We start from the raw sequence: 21,323 nt of genomic DNA on the forward strand, positions 1-21,323 counted from the left end.
CGCTGCGAGCCTTCTCGCACACCCGCTTGACCTTGTTTGATGATGGGTTACACACGTGGCGCACGATGGCCTTTGTCTACACCTTGTAATTTAGGAGACGACGTATGAAGCTCTACATTTACGATCACTGTCCCTACTGCGTTAAAGCACGCATGATCTTCGGCCTGAAAAACCTCCCTGTCGAACTGCAAATATTGGCGAACGATGACGCTGCGACGCCAGAGCGCCTGATTGGCCAAAAGATGGTGCCTATTCTGCAAAAAGATGACGGCAGCTACATGCCAGAAAGTATGGACATCGTTCATTTCATCGATAGTTACGACCGCAAGCCGCTGCTAACGGGCTCAACCAATCCAGCAATCGCTGCCTGGCTGCGTAAAGTTACGGACTATACGCCACGTCTGATTATCCCCCGCTTTGCTCAAGCAGCCTTTGAAGAGTTTGCCTCTGCGTCCGCCCGGCAATATTTTGTGAATAAGAAGGAAGCCCAACTAGGCAATTTTGCTGACCATCTGAGTCATTCTCAGGGGCTGATTAAGAAACTGAACAATGATTTACAGGATCTTGATCCGCTGATTGTTCAGTCGAATGCCTGTAACGGCGTGCTATCAACGGATGACATCGATCTCTTTCCACTACTCCGTTCTTTGTCTATCGTTGCCGGCGTGACGCCTCCTTCTCGCGTTGCAGATTATCGAGATAACATGGCGAAGCAGACTCAGGTAACGCTACTCAGCAGTCTGGCAATTTAGCCATTCAATTTTACTCCGCCGCTTCGTTCCTGAAGCGGCATTATCGGCCATTTCAGTGCTATCCTATTGTTTACCCTGTGCATCGGGCGCACGCTGCCTAAGCGAAATCATGGTTTTCTTTCGCATGAATAGACTGCCCAGATAAATAAATTGTGCGCGTAACAAACAGCATTAAGAGGTCAAAATAATGAAAAAATCAGGATGGATGGTAGCGGCTACAGTGCTGCTCGCCTTTACACTCAGCGGCTGTAATAAACTCACGCAATACACGCTCAGTGAACAGGAAGTGAATGAGTACCTACAAAAGCACAATGATTATCAGAAGCAGTTGGGCGTACCCGGCGTAGTCGATGCACATATCGTGTTGACCGAACTATCCAGTCAGATTGGCCGTGCAGAACCCGGCAAAGTCACGCTAGCGGGCAATGCTAAGGTCGATATCTCGTCCCTGCTGGGCAACCAGACTGCTGATATGAAACTTACTCTGAAAGCACAGCCGGTATTTGATAAAACTCAGGGGGCCATTTACCTGAAAGACATGGAACTGGTTGATTACACCGTACAGCCGGAAAAAATGCAGACCGTAATGAAAACGTTGAGCCCTTACCTCAATCAATCATTAAAAAGTTATTTTGACCAAAAACCGGCTTATGTGTTGAATGCCGATAAGAGCACGACAGAATCGTTAGCGAAGAAAATGGCGAAAGGCATCGAAATCAAACCCGGCCAGATTGTTATCCTGTTTACTGACTAGCGTCTACTCGCCGATAGCATACGTAATGTTTGGCTATCGGCTATGTTTGTACCGGCTATGCCTGCTATCGGCATAGCCGACTTGGCCCATTACTCTTCTGCTTCAGACTCGTCGTCTTCATCTTCTTCGCTCTCGCCCAGTTCATCCCGCATGGCTTCCAGCGCTTCGCGGCACACTATCGCCAGTGTGCGATAAAATGCGGTGGTAGCGTGACTTTCCACTTTCCCGAGGAAACGATCGCTCCACGGTAATAGATATTCATCGAACAGAGTAATCTGCGCCGCCGTTTCGTCTTCTTGTGCCTGATCTTCCAGCCATGACGCCGCAAGCAGCAAACTACCAAAATGGCCGATCGCCCCCTCATTCAACGGCATGCCGCGCTGTTGCAGAAAAGTACGAATATCTGCATCATCAGCATCGCTTTCATAGGACGAACGCAGCGGTGAAACCGAACCGTTTTCACTATCAAAGAGCGCCTGATAATCCACCGCCATCGCGGGTAAATCCAGCCCTTTCTGTAAGCGGGCCAGCAATGCATCTTGCTCCAGCGGCCAATGCTGTACCAGTTTCCCTTCTTTAATCAGCGTAAATAACGGTGTCAGCAAAGGATCCTGCGGCTGGCGATAAAACAGCGTGCCCAATAGGCGGCACACAATAGAAAACTCGTTCATTCATAACCCTATTTATTTTTAAGTGGCACTGTTTTTAAGTCACGGCGCTTAAGTGACACCGTCACAAGTCAGCAAGTTCAGCGATAGCAGGCATTCCACGTTGCTCGAGGAAATCCAACACACGCCGTGGGCTTACGTTTAATACCCGATCCTGTGGGAAGTTCACTTCCTGCAAAACACGTTCACAGTGAGTAAAGTCTCCCAGAGAAAACGCAATATGGGAATCAGAACCTAAAGAAAGTAACCCACCCGCGTCACGTACGGCTTCAGCAATCGCCCGACAGTTTGGCCCACTGCCTTGACGGGAATGCATGAAAGAGGAGTTATTCAGCTCAAGCGCAACATTATATTTCGCCGCAGCCTCCGCAATCGCGCGGATATCGACGGGAAACTTTGGGTTGCCTGGGTGGCTAATAATATGTGCATCACCACGCGCCATAGTCGCGATCATCGCCGCAGTATGCGTATCTTTATCCTGCGGTGGGAAAACCGGTTCGTGAAAACCCGCAATAATCACATCGACCTGATCTAACATAGGTCCGGTGCAGTCGATATCACCTTCAATGTTTTTAATATTCGCTTCGATACCGCGCAGGATACCGACGCCATCAACCAGACGCGGCCAAACACGCATATTCATGAAGTGCCAGTAATGCGGCGCATCCGCCATATCCGGGCCATGATCGGTAATGGCAAACAGGCGGATATTCTTCTGCTGTGCTTCGGCGATGTAATCATGCAAGGTACTGTAAGCATGTGTACTGGCAACGGTGTGCATATGTAAATCGACGGGATACATAGGTTCTCCTGAGTCAACGTTTGCAAGTCAGCATACCATTTTCAGGGGTATTCCGCAGCCAGTCAGCGAGTTTACAACGCATGATTAACACAAATGAAACATAATTCTTCGGTTTAAGACGAGTGAATGAACGAAGGCAAGAGTAAAAACGGTGAGCAAAGCAACAAATTGCGTTAACTTTAGCTAATTGCACGCATGGAATGCAGAAGTTTGTTGACGCTGTTCAGCAATTTACCTACATTAGCGCCGTCCGCTGGTAAGACACATAGCGAGGCCACGGTGAGGTGTCCGAGAGGCTGAAGGAGCACGCCTGGAAAGTGTGTATACGTGAAAACGTATCAAGGGTTCGAATCCCTTCCTCACCGCCATATAAAAGAAAACGCCCTTGACGCAAGTCAGGGGCGTTTTCTTTTATGGAGATGGGATGGGCCTTGACCAAGTTCGACAAAAAGACAGGGCTGGCGTTTTGGACCGCCAACGGCAGTCGAATGTCGACAGAGTTCAGTCTACGAACTGAACCCTGCCATTTTTGCGCGGGTTATCTTGCACCTAGCGCTAAATAACTACCTGCGGATTCGTCCACACGGAACTGTTCAACGGTGCGCGACAGCTCTTGTGCCTGCTCGTTCAGCGAATGTGCCGCAGCCAGTGCTTCTTCAACCAACGCCGCATTCTGTTCGGTGCTCTGATCCATCTGCGATATCGCGAGGTTAACCTGTTCAATACCAGAACGCTGTTCCGCACTCGCGATGCTAATCTCGCCCATCATGGACGTTACACGGTGCACGCTTTCAACCACTTCACTCATGGTATCGCCAGCCTGCTTCACGAAATCCGTGCCTTCTCCCACTTTGGCAACAGAATCATCAATCAGTCCTTTGATTTCTCTGGCTGCGGATGCAGAGCGCTGTGCCAACGTGCGCACCTCACTCGCGACCACAGCGAAACCACGCCCTTGTTCACCAGCACGCGCTGCTTCCACTGCCGCATTCAAGGCCAGGATGTTCGTCTGGAAGGCAATGCTATCGATAACGCCGATGATATCTACAATTTTGCGAGATGATGAACTAATGGAGTCCATCGTCACCACGACCCGACTCACAACGTTACCACCGCGCACCGCCACGTCCGATGCAGATACAGCGAGTTCATTTGCATAGCGCGCATTATCCGCATTCTGTTTCACCGTTGCGGTCAACTGTTCCATTGCCGATGCCGTCTGCTCTAATGCGCTGGCCTGCGATTCAGTTCGGGCAGACAAATCGCCGTTACCCGATGCGATCTGTGTCGAAGCCGTGGCAATAGAGTTTGTGCTGCTGCGGACCTGATTAACCAAATGCGACAGGTTGTCGCGCATCGCACGGATAGCGTAAAGAATACTGGTTTGGTCGCCCGGCTTTGTTTCAACCTCAACGCGTAAATTGCCTTCCGCGATTTCACGTACAACATCAACGGCGTATTGCGGCTCTCCACCAAGCTGGCGCATCAACGTGCGCAACATATTCCATGCAAATGCGGAAATAATTAACAACAGAACCAGTCCTAAAGACAGTAAAATCAGTGCATTGCGCCAGAAGGTCTGCTGAATATCGTCAATGTAATCACCATAGCCAATCGTCCAGTCCCAAGGCTCAAATTTGATGACGGCATAGAGCTTCTCAACCTTATTCTGCTGCCCAGGACGCGTCCCTTCCGCGATCACGGTGCCAATCGTATTGCCTTGAAGCGAAGCACGGTAGCGTTCTCCTGCTTCCTTACCGCCATTCGCATCGACGATGCCAATACGCTTAGGATTAGGGTGCACATAGTTCACGTCATTCGTGTAGCCGCGCACAAAGAAATAGCGATCGCCCTGATGGAAACTGCCGATCGTCCGTTTGGCCTCTTTCTCTGCTTCGTCGCGCGACAGTTGACCACTTTTCTCCAGCTCATACGCCTTCTGTGCCGCCGAATGAGCCAGTTCAACCAACGTAGAAAGCTGGCCAGTGCGCTCGCTCATCATCGTGTTATAGAGTGTGTTCAGCGCCACCGCAGATAAAATTAGCATCCCTAACAAGGTCGTACCGCATAGCAGTGCAATTCTGGTTCGTAATTTCACTATATTCTTCTCTCTAATCTCTAACTGCTTTTCAGAAAATTCCGAATAAAAAATTACACTACATTGCCAGCTTGAGCTATACCATTCAGGTAGTAATGATAGATTTTTTAACAAAAAATAATGAATAATTACCCTATTCGCTCAATTTAAAAGCTAAATCGCGCAATAACGAATAATAAAATGGCGACAAATGATCGAAATCGAAATAAATACGTAAATGACGTTACAGAAGTCACAAAGCCTTGGATCGTCATCCAAAATTCATGCATTTGTTAGTCGTGTTGGTCGAACGTATCTGTCAGTTGAGCTCTGTGTCGATTGAACAGAGAGAGAAGCAGAATCAAGGCATTTGGCCCTTAAAAAACAAAAGCCTCCGCAAAGCGGAGGCGTTCCCTCTAATGACAAGGCGCGCTAAGCGGTAACAGCCCTGTCCTCCATGGCTTTTCGCCAGCCTCCCAACCAGTAAGACCGGGCATTAATTGATTGATAAGGACAAAATTCCTTTGGTCTACCGACAATACCAGCTTGATAACCACGTGAATGAGCCCGTTCAAGGCGATCGCGTTTCTGTCTCTTCATGCCTTATTTCCCTCATTATTTATCTGGTGGAAAGAAAACAATGATTACTTTATAAGCAACCACAGACTATCAATACCGATTCTGCCGCCAAAGGTCAAGGCGCAAAATTCACGCCAGTGTCATATTTGTGATCCAAAATAGGAATTTTCTCCGTTAAAGAACGGAAAAAGCTAACCAGCTGAAAACAATAAAAAACCCCTAAAAATGCAATGCAATCACAGCATTACATCTTTAGAGGTCTGATCTTTAGAAACGTGGTTTTTAGCGTGCTCGTTGTTTCAAACAACGAGCAGATAATGCCAACCACCAGTAACACTTAGTTAAGCGTACCAGCCTGCTGAGCAATCGACTGAGAAACCTGCTGCCAGCCTTGCGCCAACGTTCTTACTAACGCGTCATAGCCATCTTCCGTTTGTGGCAACAACACGCTGAAGGGGCGTTTAAGCACTTTTTCCTGATAGGTCAGCATCCACTCTCCACGGACGACGACATTGCCATCATAACGGCCGTGAAAACCAGTGACAGAAACGTTCAGCACAGCCTGTTCGCTTCCCTGTGGCTGCGTGGTCACAATCCAACCGGGCAGCTTATGCCCCAGATTAGCCACCAGCGCTTGCTGCAATTGCTGATCCAACGGGCTGGCCCACAGGTTATTACTGGCAATCACGTACTGCACATCGTTGGTCTGATAGACCAGTCCCGTGTTGACGAGATAATCCGCTACGCTGACATGCTCAACCCATAGCGGACGCCCTTGAGTTACAGCGGTCTGCGGCGTGCTGGTATCCGCTATTGTCGGTAGCTGATAGTACGTTTTCTGCGTATTGCTACTGCTACAGGCGCTCAATACCAGCACCAGAGCTAACGTCCATACTTTCATCATTATTTTGCCCTCTTCGGCTGAGGATCTTGACTACCAGAGGCCTCAAACACTAACGCATTGCTTTTCTCGTTCAGGGTACGCAGCACAGGCTGTAGTTCCCGCAAGACCTGATCCAACCGCTGCATGTCCGCCACCATCTTATTATATGCTGGTGAGCCGGGTTGGAAGCCTTTCATGCTCCGATTCAGCTCAAGCAACGTTTTTTGCATATCTTCCGGCAGATCCTGCATCGCTTTGCTGGACGTCAATTTGTTCAACGTCGCCAGCGTTTTTTGCATTTCACGCAGCGTTGCCTGACTTTCCGTCAGTGTCTTCGTTGCTTCATTAACCATCGGGTTCAACGGCAGGTTATTCACTTTATCCAGCACCGCCATCAGCTTCTGCTGAATCTGTGACAGACCACCGTCAATGGTAGGCAGAATCGGGTAGCCATCCAGCACCAATAGCTTTTTATCTACTTTCTCTTTTGGATAAAAATCGAAATCGATATAGAGCGCTCCTGTTAGGAGGTTAGCCGACTTCATCGAAGCACGTAGCCCCAGCGATTGAGCCTGCTTCAGGTGCTGTTCAAAGTCGAACGAGCCGCCAATCTTCTTCTCGAACCGATCGGGTTCAATACGAATCAGCACCGGAATGCGATAATCATCATCCAGTTCCTGCTGCATATTTTTTGGGAAAAATGGCGCTTCAGCAACCGTACCCAGTCGAATACCGCGGAATTCAACCGGAGCTCCCGCCTGTAAACCACGGATCGATTCGCTGAAGAACAGCAGATACTCTTTATATTCGGTGTACAGCGAATCCTGAATACTGCGCTGGCTATCAAAGAGCCGATACTGCGCCATTGCCTTGGCCGCATCCCCTAGTTCCCATCCAGCCGGGACATCAAAACTGACACCACCGCTAAACAACGTGGTCAGCGAGCCCATTTCGACACGCATGCCTTGTGCCGACATATCGAACGCGACGCCGCTGTCTTTCCAGAAACGGACATTGCTGGTGACCAAACCGTCATACGGCGCCGCGATAAACAGCTGATAGCGCATCTTGCGCGCTTTCGGATCGAATTCGCTGGTTTCCACCGACCCCACGCGATAGCCACGGAACAGGACGGGATCACCCGCATTCAACTGCCCGGATTGGTCGCTGTCGAGTATCACCCTGATGCCTTTCGCATCCGGCGAGGCCAGCGGCGGCGCATCCAGCAAGGTAAACTCGCGCTTCTCATCCTTATGAGCTCCGGGTTGTAGCTCAATATAGGCACCGGATAATAGCGTCCCCAGACCGGAAACGCCTTCTCGCCCAATCTGCGGCTTCACTACCCAGAAAGCGGAATCTTGTTTTAGCAGTTTATCCATACCATCATGCAGACGCGCTTTGATTTCCACCTGATGAAGATCGTCACTCAGCACAACGCTTTCGACCACCCCAACATCGACGCTGCGGCTTTTGATTGCGGTTTTACCCGCTTCAATGCCTTCAGCGTTGCTGGTAATCAGCGTAATTTGTGGCCCCTGATGGCTAAAATGATAAAACAGTATCCAGGCCCCGATCAGCACCGTGACAATCGGCACAATCCAGATCGGCGACCAGCGTTTAATCGTTTCTACATCCGCAACGGCATGATTATCTTTCGCCAACGGAAGACTCCTTATGAAGAACATCATCTCGACGATCCCATAACAAACGGGGATCAAACATCATTGCGGCAAACATGGTCAGAATCACCACGGCCGCGAATAGTACCGCTCCAACAGCGGGATAAATACTCATCAGACGACCAATGCGCACCATTGCAGACAATACGGCAATCACGAATACGTCAATCATTGACCAGCGCCCAACAAACTCAACCATCTCATAGATGACATGCATCCGCTCGCTGTCTTTCGTTTTTTTGGTTTTGCCATTGGCCTGCCAGCACAGCCAGCCTAGCGCCAGCATTTTTAACGTCGGCACCATCACGCTGGCAACAAAAATTACCATAGCGACAGGATAAGAGCCCATTCCCCACAGCAGGATGACACCCGACATGATCGTCGATCCCATACGATCACCGAAGGCTTCGGTCACCATAATCGGCATCAGATTCGAGGGGACATACAGCATCACAGAAGTGATCAGCAGCGCCAGCGTCCATTGCAGGCTGTGTTTCTTACGAGCGTGTCCGCGTGAGTGGCAGCGTGGGCATATTAACTGGTTGGCTGGCAGAATAGCGGTGCAACATGAGCAGGAACGTAGCCCTTGCGATAGCCCACTTTCCCCCAAAATCGGGGGAGCAGGCAGTGCTGGAGGCGCGACAATGTCATTCCACAGCCAGCGGCGATCGAGGCTTTGAAAAGCGAGCAGTTGTAACAGGCAGAACAGGACAAACGGCATAAAGCTGGTGCCAATACCAATGTCACCATAGGCCATGAGTTTGACAAAGCTGACCAACACGCCAGCCAGAAAAATTTCGGCCATTCCCCAGCTTTTAAGATGAAACAGCATCTTTCCCATGCCTTTTTTCAATGCCAATGGCAGCGAAGCATGCAGACAAAGCAAAATAAGGGTCGCCATACTGAAAGCCGGAACCAGTTGGACAAAAAGCATAAACAGCGTCGCGACGCTGGCGTAATTTTCCGCCACCATCACTTTAGGAATCTGCATCAGGGTAATTTCGCTGGTGATTCCCGCCACTCGCATGGAAACGAAGGGAAAAAGGTTTGCCAGCAATAGCATGAATAACGCACTCGCCGCATAGCCAACCGGCCGTTTACGCGGCTCAGTCTGGCGGCTGGTTAGCGCCGTTTTACAGCGTGGACAGGTCGCCTTCTGTCCATGTAGCAAGACGGGTAGTTCTACCAGCAGGTCACACTGCGGGCAAAGCATATAGTCATCATGGTGATGATGCTTGTGTTCAAGGCCATGTTCATAGTGAATGCCATGCTCACGTTGAAGATTACAGTCATGCCGATCGTGATGGGAACACACCCGGTTCTCTCCTTCAAAACGCGTCAGCTTCTGACCGAAAATATCTTCTATCAATACGGGAGTCGCCTCCCGTATTGATGACATAGCACAAACAACGCAGGCTAGCCGTTTTTCTGTGCTTCCAGCTCTTCCCAGCGGGCAAAGCAGCTTTCCAGTGCGCTTTCCGCCTCCGCCAACGCGGTCAATACCTGCTGCGTTTCGTCATGTGGGCGGCTAAAGAAATTGGCGTCATTCATCTGCGCTTGCAACGACTCAATCTCCTGTTCCAACTGCTCAATACGCAACGGTAGCTGCTCTAATTCGCGCTGCTGGTTATAACTTAATTTCACGACATTCCGTTTAGCGGACGGTGCTGTGTTCGCGCTCGTCACCGGAACAGTTACCGCAGGAGCAGCCGTCGTTCGCAGTGGTGTTGTCGTGGCACGCTGCTGTTGCGCATCGAAATATCCACCGACGAAGCGGGAAATCTTGCCATCACCTTCAAAGATCCAGCATTCGGTGACAGAGTTATCGACGAATTGACGATCGTGGCTGACCAGCAGAACCGTTCCCTGATAGCTTTCGATTAATTCTTCCAGCAGTTCCAGCGTTTCCACGTCCAGATCGTTGGTTGGTTCATCAAGAATCAGCAGGTTGCTAGGCTTAAGGAACAGGCGTGCCAACAGCAGACGGTTACGTTCCCCGCCTGATAGCGCTTTTACTGGCGTCATCGCACGTTTCGGATGGAATAGGAAGTCCTGTAAGTAGCCCAACACATGACGTGAGCGACCGTTGACCATGACTTCCTGCTTGCCTTCCGCCAGGTTGTCCATCACCGTGCGTTCTGGATCGAGTTCAGCACGGTGCTGATCGAAATAGGCAACTTCCAGCTTCGTGCCACAGTGCACACGTCCGCTGACAGGTTCCAATCCACCCAACATCAATTTTAGCAGCGTGGTTTTACCACAGCCATTCGGCCCCACCAGCGCAATCTTGTCCCCACGCTGTACCTGAGCGGAGAAATTGCGCGTCAGTATCTTATTGTCAATCTGATAGCTTACGTCTTCCAACTCAAAAACAATCTTGCCGGAACGAGCAGCTTCTTCAACCTGCATTTTCGCCGAGCCCATCACTTCACGACGCTGCGCACGATCCTGACGCATGGCCTTCAATGCCCGCACGCGCCCTTCATTACGGGTGCGACGAGCCTTGATGCCCTGACGGATCCACACTTCTTCCTGCGCCAGTTTACGATCAAACTCTGCATTTTGCAGATCTTCAACCCGCAGCGCTTCTTCTTTCCCTTCCAGATATTTTTCGTAATTACCCGGCCAGGAAACCAGTTTGCCACGGTCAAGATCGACAATACGGGTCGCCATATTGCGAATAAATGAACGGTCATGGGAGATAAAGACAATACTGCCCTGGAATGTTTTCAAGAAGGTTTCAAGCCAGTCAATCGTCTCGATATCCAGATGGTTAGTTGGCTCATCCAGCAACAGCACGCGTGGTGAACTCACCAGCGCTCTGCCAAGTGCGGCTTTACGCAACCAACCGCCGGAGAGCGAAGCCAGCGGCGCATCGGCGGACAGGTCAAGCTGTTCCAGCACTTCGTGAATGCGGCTCTCCAGTTGCCAGAGTCCCTGATGCTCCAGAACATCCTGTAGCTTAGCTAACTGGTTCAGGTTCTTTTCACTCGGATCGCTCTCTACCAGACGCAGCATGGCATGGTAATCCTTCAGGTACCCCGCCTGCGCGGCCACGCCTTCAGCAACAAAATCAAAGACGCTGCCAGCCACATCACGCGGGGGATCCTGTTGCAGACGCGCAACAATCAGATCCTGTTCATAGATGATGCGGCCATCATCCAGAGGGATTTCTTTAGCCAGAATTTTCAGCAGGGTCGATTTACCCGCGCCGTTGCGCCCAACCAGACAAACGCGTTCATTCTCTTCGATATGGAGTTCGGTGTTATCCAACAGCGGTGCATCGCTAAACGACAGCCATGCACCTGAAACACTAATTAAAGACATCGGTTACTTTTCCTCACCGGCATGCGTTAGCAGCCAGCAGTTATGAATCTGACGATTACGAGCAAAATCTTGTGATTGGGTCTGCGCAGTAATTTCTTTGGCGTTCAGCCCCAGCGCGGTCAGACCAGCAACATCCATCTGGAAGCCGCGTTTATTATTCGAAAACATGATGGTGCCACCACGGCGCAACAGGCGTTTGAGATCTTTCATCAACGCAAGATGGTCGCGCTGGACATCAAACGACTCTTCCATACGTTTTGAGTTAGAGAAGGTCGGCGGGTCAATGAAGATCACATCAAACTGCTCGTGACCGTTATGTAACCACGAGAGACAATCCGCTTGGATCAGACGATGCTGACGCCCAGTCAGGCCGTTCACCCGCAGGTTCTTCTCCGCCCACTCCAGATAGGTGCGCGACATGTCGACGGTGGTCGTTGAACGTGCGCCGCCCAGTCCAGCGTGAACACTCGCCGTGCCCGTGTAGGCAAACAGGTTAAGGAAATCTTTACCACGGCTCATCTCACCCAGCATTTTACGGGCGATACGGTGGTCGAGGAACAATCCAGTATCGAGGTAGTCGGTCAGGTTAACCCACAGTTTGGCACCAAATTCTTCCATCAGAAGGAAGTCGCCTTTCTGCGCCAGTTTTTCATACTGGTTTTTGCCTTTCTGACGCTCGCGCGTTTTCAGTACCAGGCGGTTTGACGGTAACTCCAGCACGCTCAGCGTGGCGTTAATCACATCAAACAGTCGCTGACGGGCTTTTTGAGCATCGATGGTTTTCGGCGGTGCATACTCTTGAACAACGACCCAACTGCCATAGCGATCAACAGCGACATTATATTCCGGCAGATCGGCATCGTAGATACGATAGCACTCAATCCCCTGCTGCTTCGCCCATTTCTCCAACTTGCGTAGGTTCTTACGCAGGCGGTTAGCAAAATCTTCCGCGATTTGCCCCGCAGATTCACTCTGTGTGTCTGCTAGTTGATAATTCTTCTGCACGCAGTCCAGTGGGCCATTTTTCGCCTTGAATTGACGTTCAGCACGAAGTTGCAGGCAGCTCAGCAGCTCTGGCGACGCACTGAAAAGCGATAGCTGCCAGCCGCCAAAATCACTTTTCATTTTACGACCCAGCATATTATGCAAGGCAATCAGCGCAGGCTCACTCTCCAGACGCTCACCGTAAGGCGGGTTGCTAATGACTGTGCCCTTAGGGCCTTCCGGCAACGGATTCTGTAACTGTGCGGCATCTTTTACGCCGAAAGAAATCAGTTCAGCAACGCCTGCCCGACGCGCATTGGCTTTAGCGATCTCAATCACTCGACGGTCATTATCCGACCCGAAGAAGCGTGACGTAGTCGCCTGTAGACCTTGGCGAGCACGCTGTTGTGCTTCGCTGGTCAGTTCATGCCACAGTTCAGCATCATGTTTTAACCAGGCGTTAAATCCCCAGTGCGTACGATGCAAACCAGGCGCGCGGTCGGATGCGATCATTGCCGCTTCGATCAGTAACGTACCGGAACCGCACATCGGATCGATCATCGGCGTACCGTTTTGCCAGCCAGAGCGTAAAACAATCGCCGCCGCCAGATTCTCTTTTAACGGTGCCAACCCCGCCAAATCACGATAACCACGCTGATGTAAGCCTTCGCCGCTTAAATCCAGCGAAACGCTGGCTGTATCACGCTGTAAAAAGACGTTAACGCGAATATCCGGCTGTTGTTTTGCCACGTCCGGTCGCTGTCCCGTTTTGCGCGTGAAACTATCCACAATCGCATCTTTTACTTTTAACGCACCATACTGGCTGTTGCGGATATCTTCATTGGTACCGGTAAAATGCACAGCAAAGGTTTTATCGATGCTAAAGATCGTTGACCAGTCAATCGCCTGCACGCCCAGGTACAGATCCAGATCGCTGTGTACCTTGAATTCATTCAGCGGCAGCAGGATGCGCGACGCCAGACGGCTCCACAGCAGGCTCTGGTACAGCAGGCGGTTGTCACCCTCAAAATGGACACCGCCCTGCACAACCGCACAGGACTGCGCACCCAATGATTCGAGTTCGCTTTTTAATAACTCTTCCAGTCCCCGCGCCGTGCTGGCAAACAAAGCATTCATGTCGTCACTATCACCAAAATATGTAAAAAAAAAGAAATTGGGGCGCATTATAGCTAATCCGAGACGCTTGTCATAAAGTTGCCGCTTTACTTCGGCAAGGAACAAGTCAGTGATCGGCGTAACGCGGCTTTATATACACCCAGTAAAATCGATGCGGGGGCTACAGCTGTCCCACGCGATGGCGTCTGTCAGCGGTTTGGCGAACGATCGTGCTTTCATGATCACCGAACCTGATGGCACATTTATTACTGCCCGCCAATATCCACAAATGGTGTTATTTACTCCCGCATTACTCCCGGATGGGCTATTTGTTGCCGCACCAGATGGTCAAACTGCCACCATTCGTTTTGCCGACTTCATCGAAGCTCCTCAGCCGACAGAAGTCTGGGGTACGCATTTCACCGCACTCGTCGCACCCGATACCATCAACACGTGGCTAAGCCATTATTTTCAGCGCGCGGTGCAGCTCCGTTGGGTCGGTAATGAACCGTCGCGGCGGGTTAAGCATTATCCAGACGTTCCTCTGGCGTTTGCCGACGGCTATCCGTTTCTGTTAATTAATGACGCCTCATTTCAGGCGCTGCGCCAGCGCTGCTCCGCTGGAATTAAAATTGAACAATTTCGCCCCAATCTGGTGGTGACAGGCGCGGAAGCCTTTGCCGAAGATAGCTGGAAAACCATTCGGATTGGCGAAATTATTTTTGACGTCGTCAAACCCTGTAGTCGCTGTATTTTCACCACCGTCAGCATCGAGCGTGGCCGTAAGCACCCATCAGCAGAACCGCTGGCAACGCTGCAATCTTTCCGCACTGCCGACAACGGCGACGTTGATTTTGGGCAAAATCTGGTCGCCAGAAATACAGGCATTATTCGCGTGGGAGACACGCTGGAAGTTTTGGCGACCAAACCACCGCGTCCTTATGGTTCTGGTCAGGTCGTCGAAAGTCTTGTCGTTCCTGAAAAAAGCGAACAGGCCATCACCATCCACTACCAGGGAAAATCGTTACAAGGGAATAATCAGCAAATTTTACTGGAGCAGTTGGAGCAACAGGGCATTCGAGTCCCCTACTCTTGTCGGGCCGGACTGTGCGGTTGCTGTAAATTGACGTTAGTCAGCGGGGAGGTTTCTGCACTGAAGCAAAGCGCCATCAGAGCAAACGGCGAGATTCTCAGCTGTAGCTGTATTCCACAGAGCGACATTCATCTGCAATAATTCGATGAAGTACAACAACGAACATGCAGCTTGGAGTATGACGAATCGATACCCTAAATAATTCGAGTTGCAAAAAGGCGGCAAGAGAAGGAGTCCCGATGAGCTTACACAAGTAAGTGATTCGGGTGACAAATCTGCCGGGAGCAGATTTGAACGCTGCCTGCAGCGGCTCTTCAGAGCGAGGCCCACGACGGGCCGAGTATTTGAACGCAGCCAACACACATGCAGCTTGAAGTATGACGGGGATTAGACGACTTTGGCATACTCAAATGCTGACGTGCCTTCACCCAGCGTGGTTTCCCACTCCGACCTATTCTGAACAACGGCCAGAATTAATCTGTCGTGCATGATTTTTATGGCATCACCCAGCACCATGGTTTTCCCACTTAATGACAGCTGCTCTTGCGCCAGCAGACAGAGGCAGGCTTTATCTCCCGCTTCCGCTACCAAAAAGCATGCCGTTTCATGGGTTTCAGTGAGCTGTACTTGCACAACGTCACCCGCCTGCGGTGAATAGGACACAGCATCCGGCTGTTGGATGAAATGCCAGCTTTTCGGCATTAACGGTTTCAGGAATCGGGTTGCTACGAGTGCATTCAAAACCAGCTCGCCTTGAAGGTCACGATGCAATGCCGCTTTCTGACATTTGTCATTATAAGTAAAAAATAACGCGGCATCGTCAACGCAAAATGCACATTCATTAAATGCATCCGGCGTTAACATTTTAGACGGAAAACGAGAACGGAATAACATGCCGTTAGCCAAATCCAACATCAGGCGATCGTGTTCAGTATCAAAATACCAGCGCCAGTTATCGTCAGGTTTTAACTTCATATTATTTACCCTTCGCCTTCACAGTAGAAATATCAGAAATGGCTGATTGTGTTTTCTTACATCACAATAATCATTCATCGTAATGAACATCCGGTAAGAACATCAGACATCAGTTGATAGATTATTAACGCAAACGGATAAAATATAGACTAGCTGGGGGGATAAATAAACCCCCAGCTAGAAATGAAAGGAATTTCGGATTAAATATGTGTAACGATATCTTTAATCAGACGAGGACCGTGGAAAATAAAGCCTGAATATATCTGTACCAGCGACGCACCAGCATCCATTTTTTCACGCGCGGCAACCAAAGAATCAATTCCACCAACGCCAATAATAGGTAAACGCCCCGCTAATTCCTGTGACAAACGACGGATAATTTCCGTGCTGTGCGTCTGCAAAGGACGCCCACTTAATCCCCCCGTTTGCCCACAGTGATTTAATCCCTGAATCAATTTTCTATCGAGAGTTGTGTTCGTGGCAATCACACCATCGATGTTATGACGAACCAGGCTATCGGCAATTTGGATCAATTCCTCTTCAGAAAGATCCGGCGCGATCTTCACTGCCACAGGAACATATTTCTGATGCTTCTCTTTTAATTCTGTCTGCTTATTCTTTATCGCTAACAAAAGATCGTCCAGCGCTTCACCATATTGCAGGCTGCGTAATCCCGGCGTATTGGGTGACGAAATGTTGATAGCGATATAACCCGCGTGAGGATAAACCTTATCCATACAGATCAAATAATCGTCTTTACCTTGCTCAACTGGCGTATCTTTATTCTTGCCAATGTTGATCCCTAATACGCCGCCAAAACGGGTTTTCTTTACATTCTCGACCAGATAGTCCACACCTTTATTATTGAAGCCCATCCGATTGATCAGACCTTCCGCTTCCACTACGCGGAATAATCTCGGTTTGTCATTACCGGATTGTGGACGCGGCGTTACCGTTCCCACTTCAATAAAACCAAACCCCATTGCGCCTAATGCATCGATACATTCGCCGTCTTTATCTAATCCCGCAGCCAGACCAAGCGGGTTTTTAAAAGATAATCCCATGCAGGTAACAGGTTTAGTCGGAACAGATTGACGGACGAGAAATTCAAAAGGCGTGTTGGTAATACGGCGTAATTGTTGGAAGGTCAGCTCATGCGCACGCTCTGGATCGAGCTGAAACAGGGCTTTTTTGATAACGGGATAGAACATATTGTCTCCTGAGATCCCTATCGCAAAGGTATCTTGCCTACGCTGGAAGTAAGCAATAGTGGATTACGGTTTAACTCACGGTCGGTGATGGTAGTGCCATCTTTGCGGAAAGTAAAACGTTTGCGGAAGTAAGAAATTGGCCTGAAGGAAAATGTCACACGCGGCAGGCTACCGCGTGTGACAGATGGATTAGTGTAGCAGGATTAGTCTTGCAGTGCCTTGCTGATCTTTTCGAACAGATCGCCAGACAGATTTTCCAACGTCTTCAGTTGCTCCAGAGCCTGACGCATTTGCGCCTGACGTTTAGCATCATAACGTTTTAAGCGGATCAGCGGTTCGATCACGCGTGCCGCAACCTGCGGATTCCGGGTGTTCAGATCGGTCAGAATTTCCGTCAGGAAGCGATAACCACTGCCATCTTCAGCATGGAAAGCCGACGGGTTCGAGGCCGCAAACGCCCCCACCAATGAACGCAGGCGGTTAGGATTGTTCAAGCTAAATGAACGGTGTTGCAGCAGCTCACGCACGCGAGTCAGCACATCATCAGCCGGGCTGGTGGCTTGCAGTACAAACCATTTATCCATGACCAAACCATCCTGATGCCAGCGGTCATCAAACTGCGCCAGTAGTTCATCACGCACAGGCAGTTGAGCATCCACCGCCGCCGACAGCGCGGCCAGCGAATCCGTCATGTTATCCGCCTGACGGAATTGCTCCCGCACCAGTTTACTCGCCTGATCCGCATCGCTGAATGCCAGATAATGCAGACAGATATTACGCAGCGCGCGTTTGCCCATATCCGCATGTTCGATACGATATTGTGGCGCGTGATTCGCGTGATATACCGCCAGCCACTCATCGGCCATTTCTTTCGCCATGGTGTGCGTCATACTTTCACGTACGGCAGCGATCGCCGTAGGATCGATGATATCAAACAGCTCAGCAATTTCATTTTCGCTAGGCAATGTCAAAATCTGAGAAGCCAGCATCGGATCCAGCTTTTCGTCCAGCAACACGCCACGGAAGGCATCGATAACATGCATTGGCACGGAAAGCGGCTGCTTTTGCTGATAGCGGGAAACGTTCAGGCGAATATAATTGGCCAGCAGACTCTGTGCCGCATCCCAACGTGAGAACGCATTGCTCGCGTGACGCATCAAGAACGTCAGTTGTTCATCGCTCCAAGCATAGTTAAGTTTTACTGGCGCAGAGAACTCACGTAATAAAGAAGGAATCGGGCGGCAAGGTACCTGATCGAAAATAAAGGTCTGTTCGGATTCGGTCACATTGAGTATAGACGCCAGCAGTTGCCCCTCTTTTTGTAACGGGATCACCTGCCCTTGCGGATCGTACAGCTCAATATCTAATGGAATATGTAGCGGCAGCTTCTGCTGTTTGTCGGCACCAACTGGCGTCATTTGGCTCACGCTCAGCAGGTACTGTTGCGTCTGCGGATCGTAATCATCACGTACGGTCAGCACTGGCGTGCCCGACTGACTGTACCAACGGCGGAACTGCGTGAGATCAACACCGGAAGCCTCTTCCATCGCCAGCACAAAGTCATCACAAGTCGCTGCGCTGCCGTCGTGACGCTCAAAATATAGACGAATACCAGCCTGGAAGCCTTCTTCGCCTAATAATGTGTGCATCATGCGGATCACTTCCGATCCTTTTTCATAGACCGTCAGCGTGTAGAAGTTATTCATCTCAATCACCTGATCGGGACGAATCGGATGCGACATCGGGCTGGCATCTTCAGCAAACTGCGCACCGCGCATCACACGCACGTTATCAATACGATTCACCGGACGCGACCCCAGATCGGAGCTGAACTCCTGATCGCGGAACACAGTCAGCCCTTCTTTCAGACTAAGCTGGAACCAATCGCGGCAAGTAACGCGGTTGCCCGTCCAGTTATGGAAATATTCATGGCCGATCACCGCTTCAATATTCAGATAGTCTTTATCCGTCGCAGTTTCAGCCTTGGCCAGCACGTATTTAGAGTTGAATACGTTCAGCCCTTTGTTTTCCATCGCCCCCATGTTGAAGAAATCAACGGCGACGATCATATAAATGTCGAGATCGTATTCGAGACCGAAACGCTCTTCGTCCCACTTCATCGAGTTTTTCAGCGAGGTCATCGCCCAGCCAGCGCGATCGAGGTTGCCACGGTCAACAAACAGCTCTAATGCAACATCACGGCCGGAACGTGTGGTGAAGCGATCTTGAAGGACATCAAAATCTCCTGCAACCAGCGCGAAAAGATAAGCAGGTTTCGGGAACGGATCCTGCCATTCAATCCAGTGACGGCCACCTTCCAGCTCCCCTTGTGCAATACGGTTGCCGTTAGAGAGTAAATAAGGATAGCGAGCTTTATCCGCGGTGATACGCGTCGTGAATTTTGCCAGCACATCCGGCCGGTCAAGGTAATAGGTAATGTGGCGGAAACCTTCGGCCTCACACTGCGTACAGAGTGCTTCTCCAGAGAGGTATAGCCCTTCCAGCGCGCTATTGGCGGCAGGATTGATGTCCGTTTCGATGCTGAGCGTAAAACGCGCGGGCAATTGTGTCACAATCAGGCCATCGTCCTGCTGCTGGTAATGTGTCCACGGCTGTCCATCAACGCTCAGGCTAATCAGCGTTAGTCCTTCACCATCCAGCTTCAACGGCGCGCCAGTTTCCCCCTGTAACACCACCTGACTAACGGCTTTTACGCGAGTTTTTTCAGCATGGAGATCGAAATCCAGCGCAATGTCGGTAATGGTGTAATCCGGCGCACGGTAGTCATGGCGATATTTTATTTGCGGCTGTTGATTCATATAAAGTTTCCACCTCGTCATAAGCATCAAAGATCAAGTCTAAGCCTGTTATCTTAATGTTACCACGACAAAATAATGAGGATAATCATCGTACCGTGGTTTACTCCCGCACGTCTCGCTATGTTGTCGTAATGTAATAAACAGATAATCAAGGTATACTGACCGGACATTGCTGATTGTCCCGATGGTGGATAGGCATCTTACAAGGATGCTGTAACGCATTATGACTTTGCACACTTCCCCGATTCTGCACTCATTGCTGGATACCGATGCCTACAAGCTGCACATGCAGCAGGCGGTGTATCATCACTACTATGATGTCGACGTTGCGGCTGAGTTTCGCTGTCGCGGTGATGAGTTATTAGGCATTTACGCCGACGAGATCGCCCATCAGGTTGATCTGATGCGTTTCTTGTCATTGAGTGACGATGAGTTCACCTATCTTTCTTCTTTGCCGTTCTTTCAGCAGGACTATCTCCACTGGCTGCGGGACTTTCGTTTCAATCCGCAGCAGGTTTCAATCAAGAATAACGCTGGCAAGCTGGATATCCGCATCACCGGACCGTGGCGTGAAGTGATTCTGTGGGAAGTCCCTCTGCTAGCAGTAATTAGTGAAGTCGTACATCGGCATCGTTCGCCCAACGTCACGACAGAGCAAGCGCTAACCCAGCTGTCAGCCTCACTGGAAATCTTCCGTCAGCGTAGCGTGGATGTAGATCTCAGCCAGTTTAAACTGATGGATTTCGGCACACGTCGTCGTTTCTCACGCGATGTCCAGCAAACCATCGTTACAACGCTGCAAGCCGATTTCCCTTATCTCATCGGCACCAGCAATTACGATCTGGCGCGCCGCTTGGGTATCACGCCTGTCGGCACGCAGGCGCACGAGTGGTTTCAGGCACATCAGCAAATTAGTCCGACGCTAGCAAACAGCCAGCGTGCTGCACTACAAATGTGGCTACGTGAATATCCCGCACATTTAGGCATTGCGTTGACTGATTGCATCACGATGGATGCCTTCCTCCGCGATTTCGATTTACCGTTTGCCGAAGCTTATCAGGGACTGCGTCACGATTCTGGCGATCCGGTCGATTGGGGAGAGAAAGCCATCACACATTATCAACGCTTGAACATCGATCCGATGAGCAAAACGTTGGTCTTCTCCGACAATCTGAATCTGGATAAAGCGCTGGCGCTGTATCGCCACTTCTACCAGCGCGTGAATCTGGTATTTGGCATGGGTACTCGTCTGACGTGTGACATTCCCGACGTGAAGCCGCTGAATATCGTGATCAAGCTGGTGGAATGTAATGGCAAGCCGGTGGCAAAGCTCTCCGATAGCCCAGGTAAAACCATTTGTCAGGATCAGAACTTCGTGTGTGAGTTACGCAAAGCGTTTGACTTACCCCGCGTGAAAAAGGCCAGCTAAGGCTTTCATCCATAGAGGTTGACCAACTTTGCAGCAGATTCACCGACATGAGCGAAAACTTCGCGCCATTCCGGTGATTTCTGCTTGTGTCCTGTTGCATCGCAAGTAACATAGCGAATGGCTCGGATTGGGCCACTCACCGTTTTAAACACGATATATTTCTTAAACACGATTA

At 50.3% G+C, this 21,323-nt stretch carries 16 protein-coding genes and 1 tRNA gene; 5 read left to right on the forward strand and 12 right to left on the reverse strand.

Going from position 1 to position 21,323, the window contains the following annotated elements; genetic code table 11:
* Positions 1–104 precede the first annotated feature (104 nt).
* On the forward strand, positions 105–752 hold the full coding sequence (grxB, locus tag CLR69_RS06605) for a glutaredoxin 2 (protein WP_129711416.1): 648 nt from the start codon (positions 105–107) through the stop codon (positions 750–752).
* Positions 753–939: 187 nt separating this feature from the next.
* Positions 940–1,506 carry a lipoprotein gene (locus tag CLR69_RS06610; protein ID WP_129704568.1) on the forward strand — a complete coding sequence of 189 codons (567 nt, stop codon included), beginning with the start codon at positions 940–942 and terminating at the stop codon, positions 1,504–1,506.
* 89 nt (positions 1,507–1,595) lie between these two features.
* On the opposite strand, the gene CLR69_RS06615 is transcribed toward CLR69_RS06610, so the two are convergent.
* Positions 1,596–2,177 carry a TorD/DmsD family molecular chaperone gene (locus CLR69_RS06615; protein ID WP_129704566.1) on the reverse strand — a complete coding sequence of 194 codons (582 nt, stop codon included), beginning with the start codon at positions 2,175–2,177 and terminating at the stop codon, positions 1,596–1,598.
* Between the two features lie 61 nt (positions 2,178–2,238).
* Positions 2,239–2,976 carry a phosphatase gene (locus CLR69_RS06620; RefSeq protein ID WP_129704564.1) on the reverse strand — a complete coding sequence of 246 codons (738 nt, stop codon included), beginning with the start codon at positions 2,974–2,976 and terminating at the stop codon, positions 2,239–2,241.
* 278 nt (positions 2,977–3,254) lie between these two features.
* Between CLR69_RS06620 and CLR69_RS06625 the strand changes: the two genes are divergently transcribed.
* A tRNA-Ser gene (locus CLR69_RS06625) sits at positions 3,255–3,344 on the forward strand.
* Between the two features lie 170 nt (positions 3,345–3,514).
* On the opposite strand, the gene CLR69_RS06630 is transcribed toward CLR69_RS06625, so the two are convergent.
* From CLR69_RS06630 to rlmKL, 7 genes are all read right to left on the reverse strand, one after another.
* Positions 3,515–5,074 carry a methyl-accepting chemotaxis protein gene (locus CLR69_RS06630; protein WP_129711417.1) on the reverse strand — a complete coding sequence of 520 codons (1,560 nt, stop codon included), beginning with the start codon at positions 5,072–5,074 and terminating at the stop codon, positions 3,515–3,517.
* Between the two features lie 411 nt (positions 5,075–5,485).
* Entirely contained in the window at positions 5,486–5,653 is a 168-nt protein-coding gene (rmf, locus tag CLR69_RS06635; RefSeq protein ID WP_010276992.1) for a ribosome modulation factor, read from the reverse strand.
* Between the two features lie 316 nt (positions 5,654–5,969).
* Positions 5,970–6,536, reverse strand: coding sequence for a membrane integrity-associated transporter subunit PqiC (gene pqiC, locus CLR69_RS06645; protein WP_129711418.1), 567 nt, complete (start codon positions 6,534–6,536; stop codon positions 5,970–5,972).
* Positions 6,536–8,203, reverse strand: coding sequence for an intermembrane transport protein PqiB (gene pqiB / locus CLR69_RS06650; protein ID WP_395303004.1), 1,668 nt, complete (start codon positions 8,201–8,203; stop codon positions 6,536–6,538). The genes pqiC and pqiB overlap by 1 nt, the downstream gene beginning before the upstream one ends.
* Complete coding sequence (pqiA, locus tag CLR69_RS06655) at positions 8,163–9,458, reverse strand: membrane integrity-associated transporter subunit PqiA (protein ID WP_277950129.1); 1,296 nt, start codon at positions 9,456–9,458, stop codon at positions 8,163–8,165. Before pqiA ends, pqiB begins: the two co-directional genes overlap by 41 nt.
* A 152-nt stretch (positions 9,459–9,610) precedes the next feature.
* Positions 9,611–11,521 carry an ABC transporter ATP-binding protein gene (locus CLR69_RS06660; RefSeq protein WP_129711419.1) on the reverse strand — a complete coding sequence of 637 codons (1,911 nt, stop codon included), beginning with the start codon at positions 11,519–11,521 and terminating at the stop codon, positions 9,611–9,613.
* Positions 11,522–11,524: 3 nt separating this feature from the next.
* Positions 11,525–13,642 carry a bifunctional 23S rRNA (guanine(2069)-N(7))-methyltransferase RlmK/23S rRNA (guanine(2445)-N(2))-methyltransferase RlmL gene (gene rlmKL / locus CLR69_RS06665; protein WP_129711420.1) on the reverse strand — a complete coding sequence of 706 codons (2,118 nt, stop codon included), beginning with the start codon at positions 13,640–13,642 and terminating at the stop codon, positions 11,525–11,527.
* 109 nt (positions 13,643–13,751) lie between these two features.
* Here rlmKL and CLR69_RS06670 point away from each other — a divergent pair, with 109 nt between their 5' ends.
* Complete coding sequence (locus tag CLR69_RS06670) at positions 13,752–14,855, forward strand: YcbX family protein (protein WP_129711421.1); 1,104 nt, start codon at positions 13,752–13,754, stop codon at positions 14,853–14,855.
* A gap of 246 nt (positions 14,856–15,101) precedes the next feature.
* Here CLR69_RS06670 and CLR69_RS06675 read toward each other — a convergent pair whose 3' ends face one another.
* The 3 genes from CLR69_RS06675 to pepN all read right to left on the reverse strand — a co-directional run bounded on the left by CLR69_RS06675 (position 15,102) and on the right by pepN (position 19,719).
* Positions 15,102–15,689, reverse strand: coding sequence for a cell division protein ZapC (locus tag CLR69_RS06675; protein WP_129704548.1), 588 nt, complete (start codon positions 15,687–15,689; stop codon positions 15,102–15,104).
* Between the two features lie 200 nt (positions 15,690–15,889).
* On the reverse strand, positions 15,890–16,900 hold the full coding sequence (gene pyrD, locus CLR69_RS06680; protein ID WP_129704546.1) for a quinone-dependent dihydroorotate dehydrogenase: 1,011 nt from the start codon (positions 16,898–16,900) through the stop codon (positions 15,890–15,892).
* A gap of 203 nt (positions 16,901–17,103) precedes the next feature.
* On the reverse strand, positions 17,104–19,719 hold the full coding sequence (gene pepN, locus CLR69_RS06685; RefSeq protein ID WP_129711422.1) for an aminopeptidase N: 2,616 nt from the start codon (positions 19,717–19,719) through the stop codon (positions 17,104–17,106).
* Positions 19,720–19,942: 223 nt separating this feature from the next.
* Between pepN and pncB the strand changes: the two genes are divergently transcribed.
* Positions 19,943–21,148: a nicotinate phosphoribosyltransferase gene (gene pncB / locus CLR69_RS06690; RefSeq protein WP_129711423.1), complete on the forward strand. Its 1,206-nt coding sequence runs from the start codon at positions 19,943–19,945 to the stop codon at positions 21,146–21,148.
* Positions 21,149–21,323: the final 175 nt, after the last annotated feature.

The organism is Pectobacterium zantedeschiae, assembly GCF_004137795.1.
Taxonomy (GTDB): Bacteria; Pseudomonadota; Gammaproteobacteria; order Enterobacterales; family Enterobacteriaceae; genus Pectobacterium; species Pectobacterium zantedeschiae.

Bases quoted from the DNA above. Each gene is read 5' to 3' on its own strand.
- grxB (WP_129711416.1), top strand. From the start codon at position 105: ATGAAGCTCTACATTTACGATCACTGTCCCTACTGCGTTAAAGCACGC.
- CLR69_RS06610 (WP_129704568.1), top strand. From the start codon at position 940: ATGAAAAAATCAGGATGGATGGTAGCGGCTACAGTGCTGCTCGCCTTT.
- CLR69_RS06615 (WP_129704566.1), bottom strand. From the start codon at position 2,177: ATGAACGAGTTTTCTATTGTGTGCCGCCTATTGGGCACGCTGTTTTAT.
- CLR69_RS06620 (WP_129704564.1), bottom strand. From the start codon at position 2,976: ATGTATCCCGTCGATTTACATATGCACACCGTTGCCAGTACACATGCT.
- rmf (WP_010276992.1), bottom strand. From the start codon at position 5,653: ATGAAGAGACAGAAACGCGATCGCCTTGAACGGGCTCATTCACGTGGT.
- pqiC (WP_129711418.1), bottom strand. From the start codon at position 6,536: ATGATGAAAGTATGGACGTTAGCTCTGGTGCTGGTATTGAGCGCCTGT.
- pqiB (WP_395303004.1), bottom strand. From the start codon at position 8,203: ATGATGTTCTTCATAAGGAGTCTTCCGTTGGCGAAAGATAATCATGCC.
- CLR69_RS06660 (WP_129711419.1), bottom strand. From the start codon at position 11,521: ATGTCTTTAATTAGTGTTTCAGGTGCATGGCTGTCGTTTAGCGATGCA.
- rlmKL (WP_129711420.1), bottom strand. From the start codon at position 13,642: ATGAATGCTTTGTTTGCCAGCACGGCGCGGGGACTGGAAGAGTTATTA.
- CLR69_RS06675 (WP_129704548.1), bottom strand. From the start codon at position 15,689: ATGAAGTTAAAACCTGACGATAACTGGCGCTGGTATTTTGATACTGAA.
- pyrD (WP_129704546.1), bottom strand. From the start codon at position 16,900: ATGTTCTATCCCGTTATCAAAAAAGCCCTGTTTCAGCTCGATCCAGAG.
- pepN (WP_129711422.1), bottom strand. From the start codon at position 19,719: ATGAATCAACAGCCGCAAATAAAATATCGCCATGACTACCGTGCGCCG.
- pncB (WP_129711423.1), top strand. From the start codon at position 19,943: ATGACTTTGCACACTTCCCCGATTCTGCACTCATTGCTGGATACCGAT.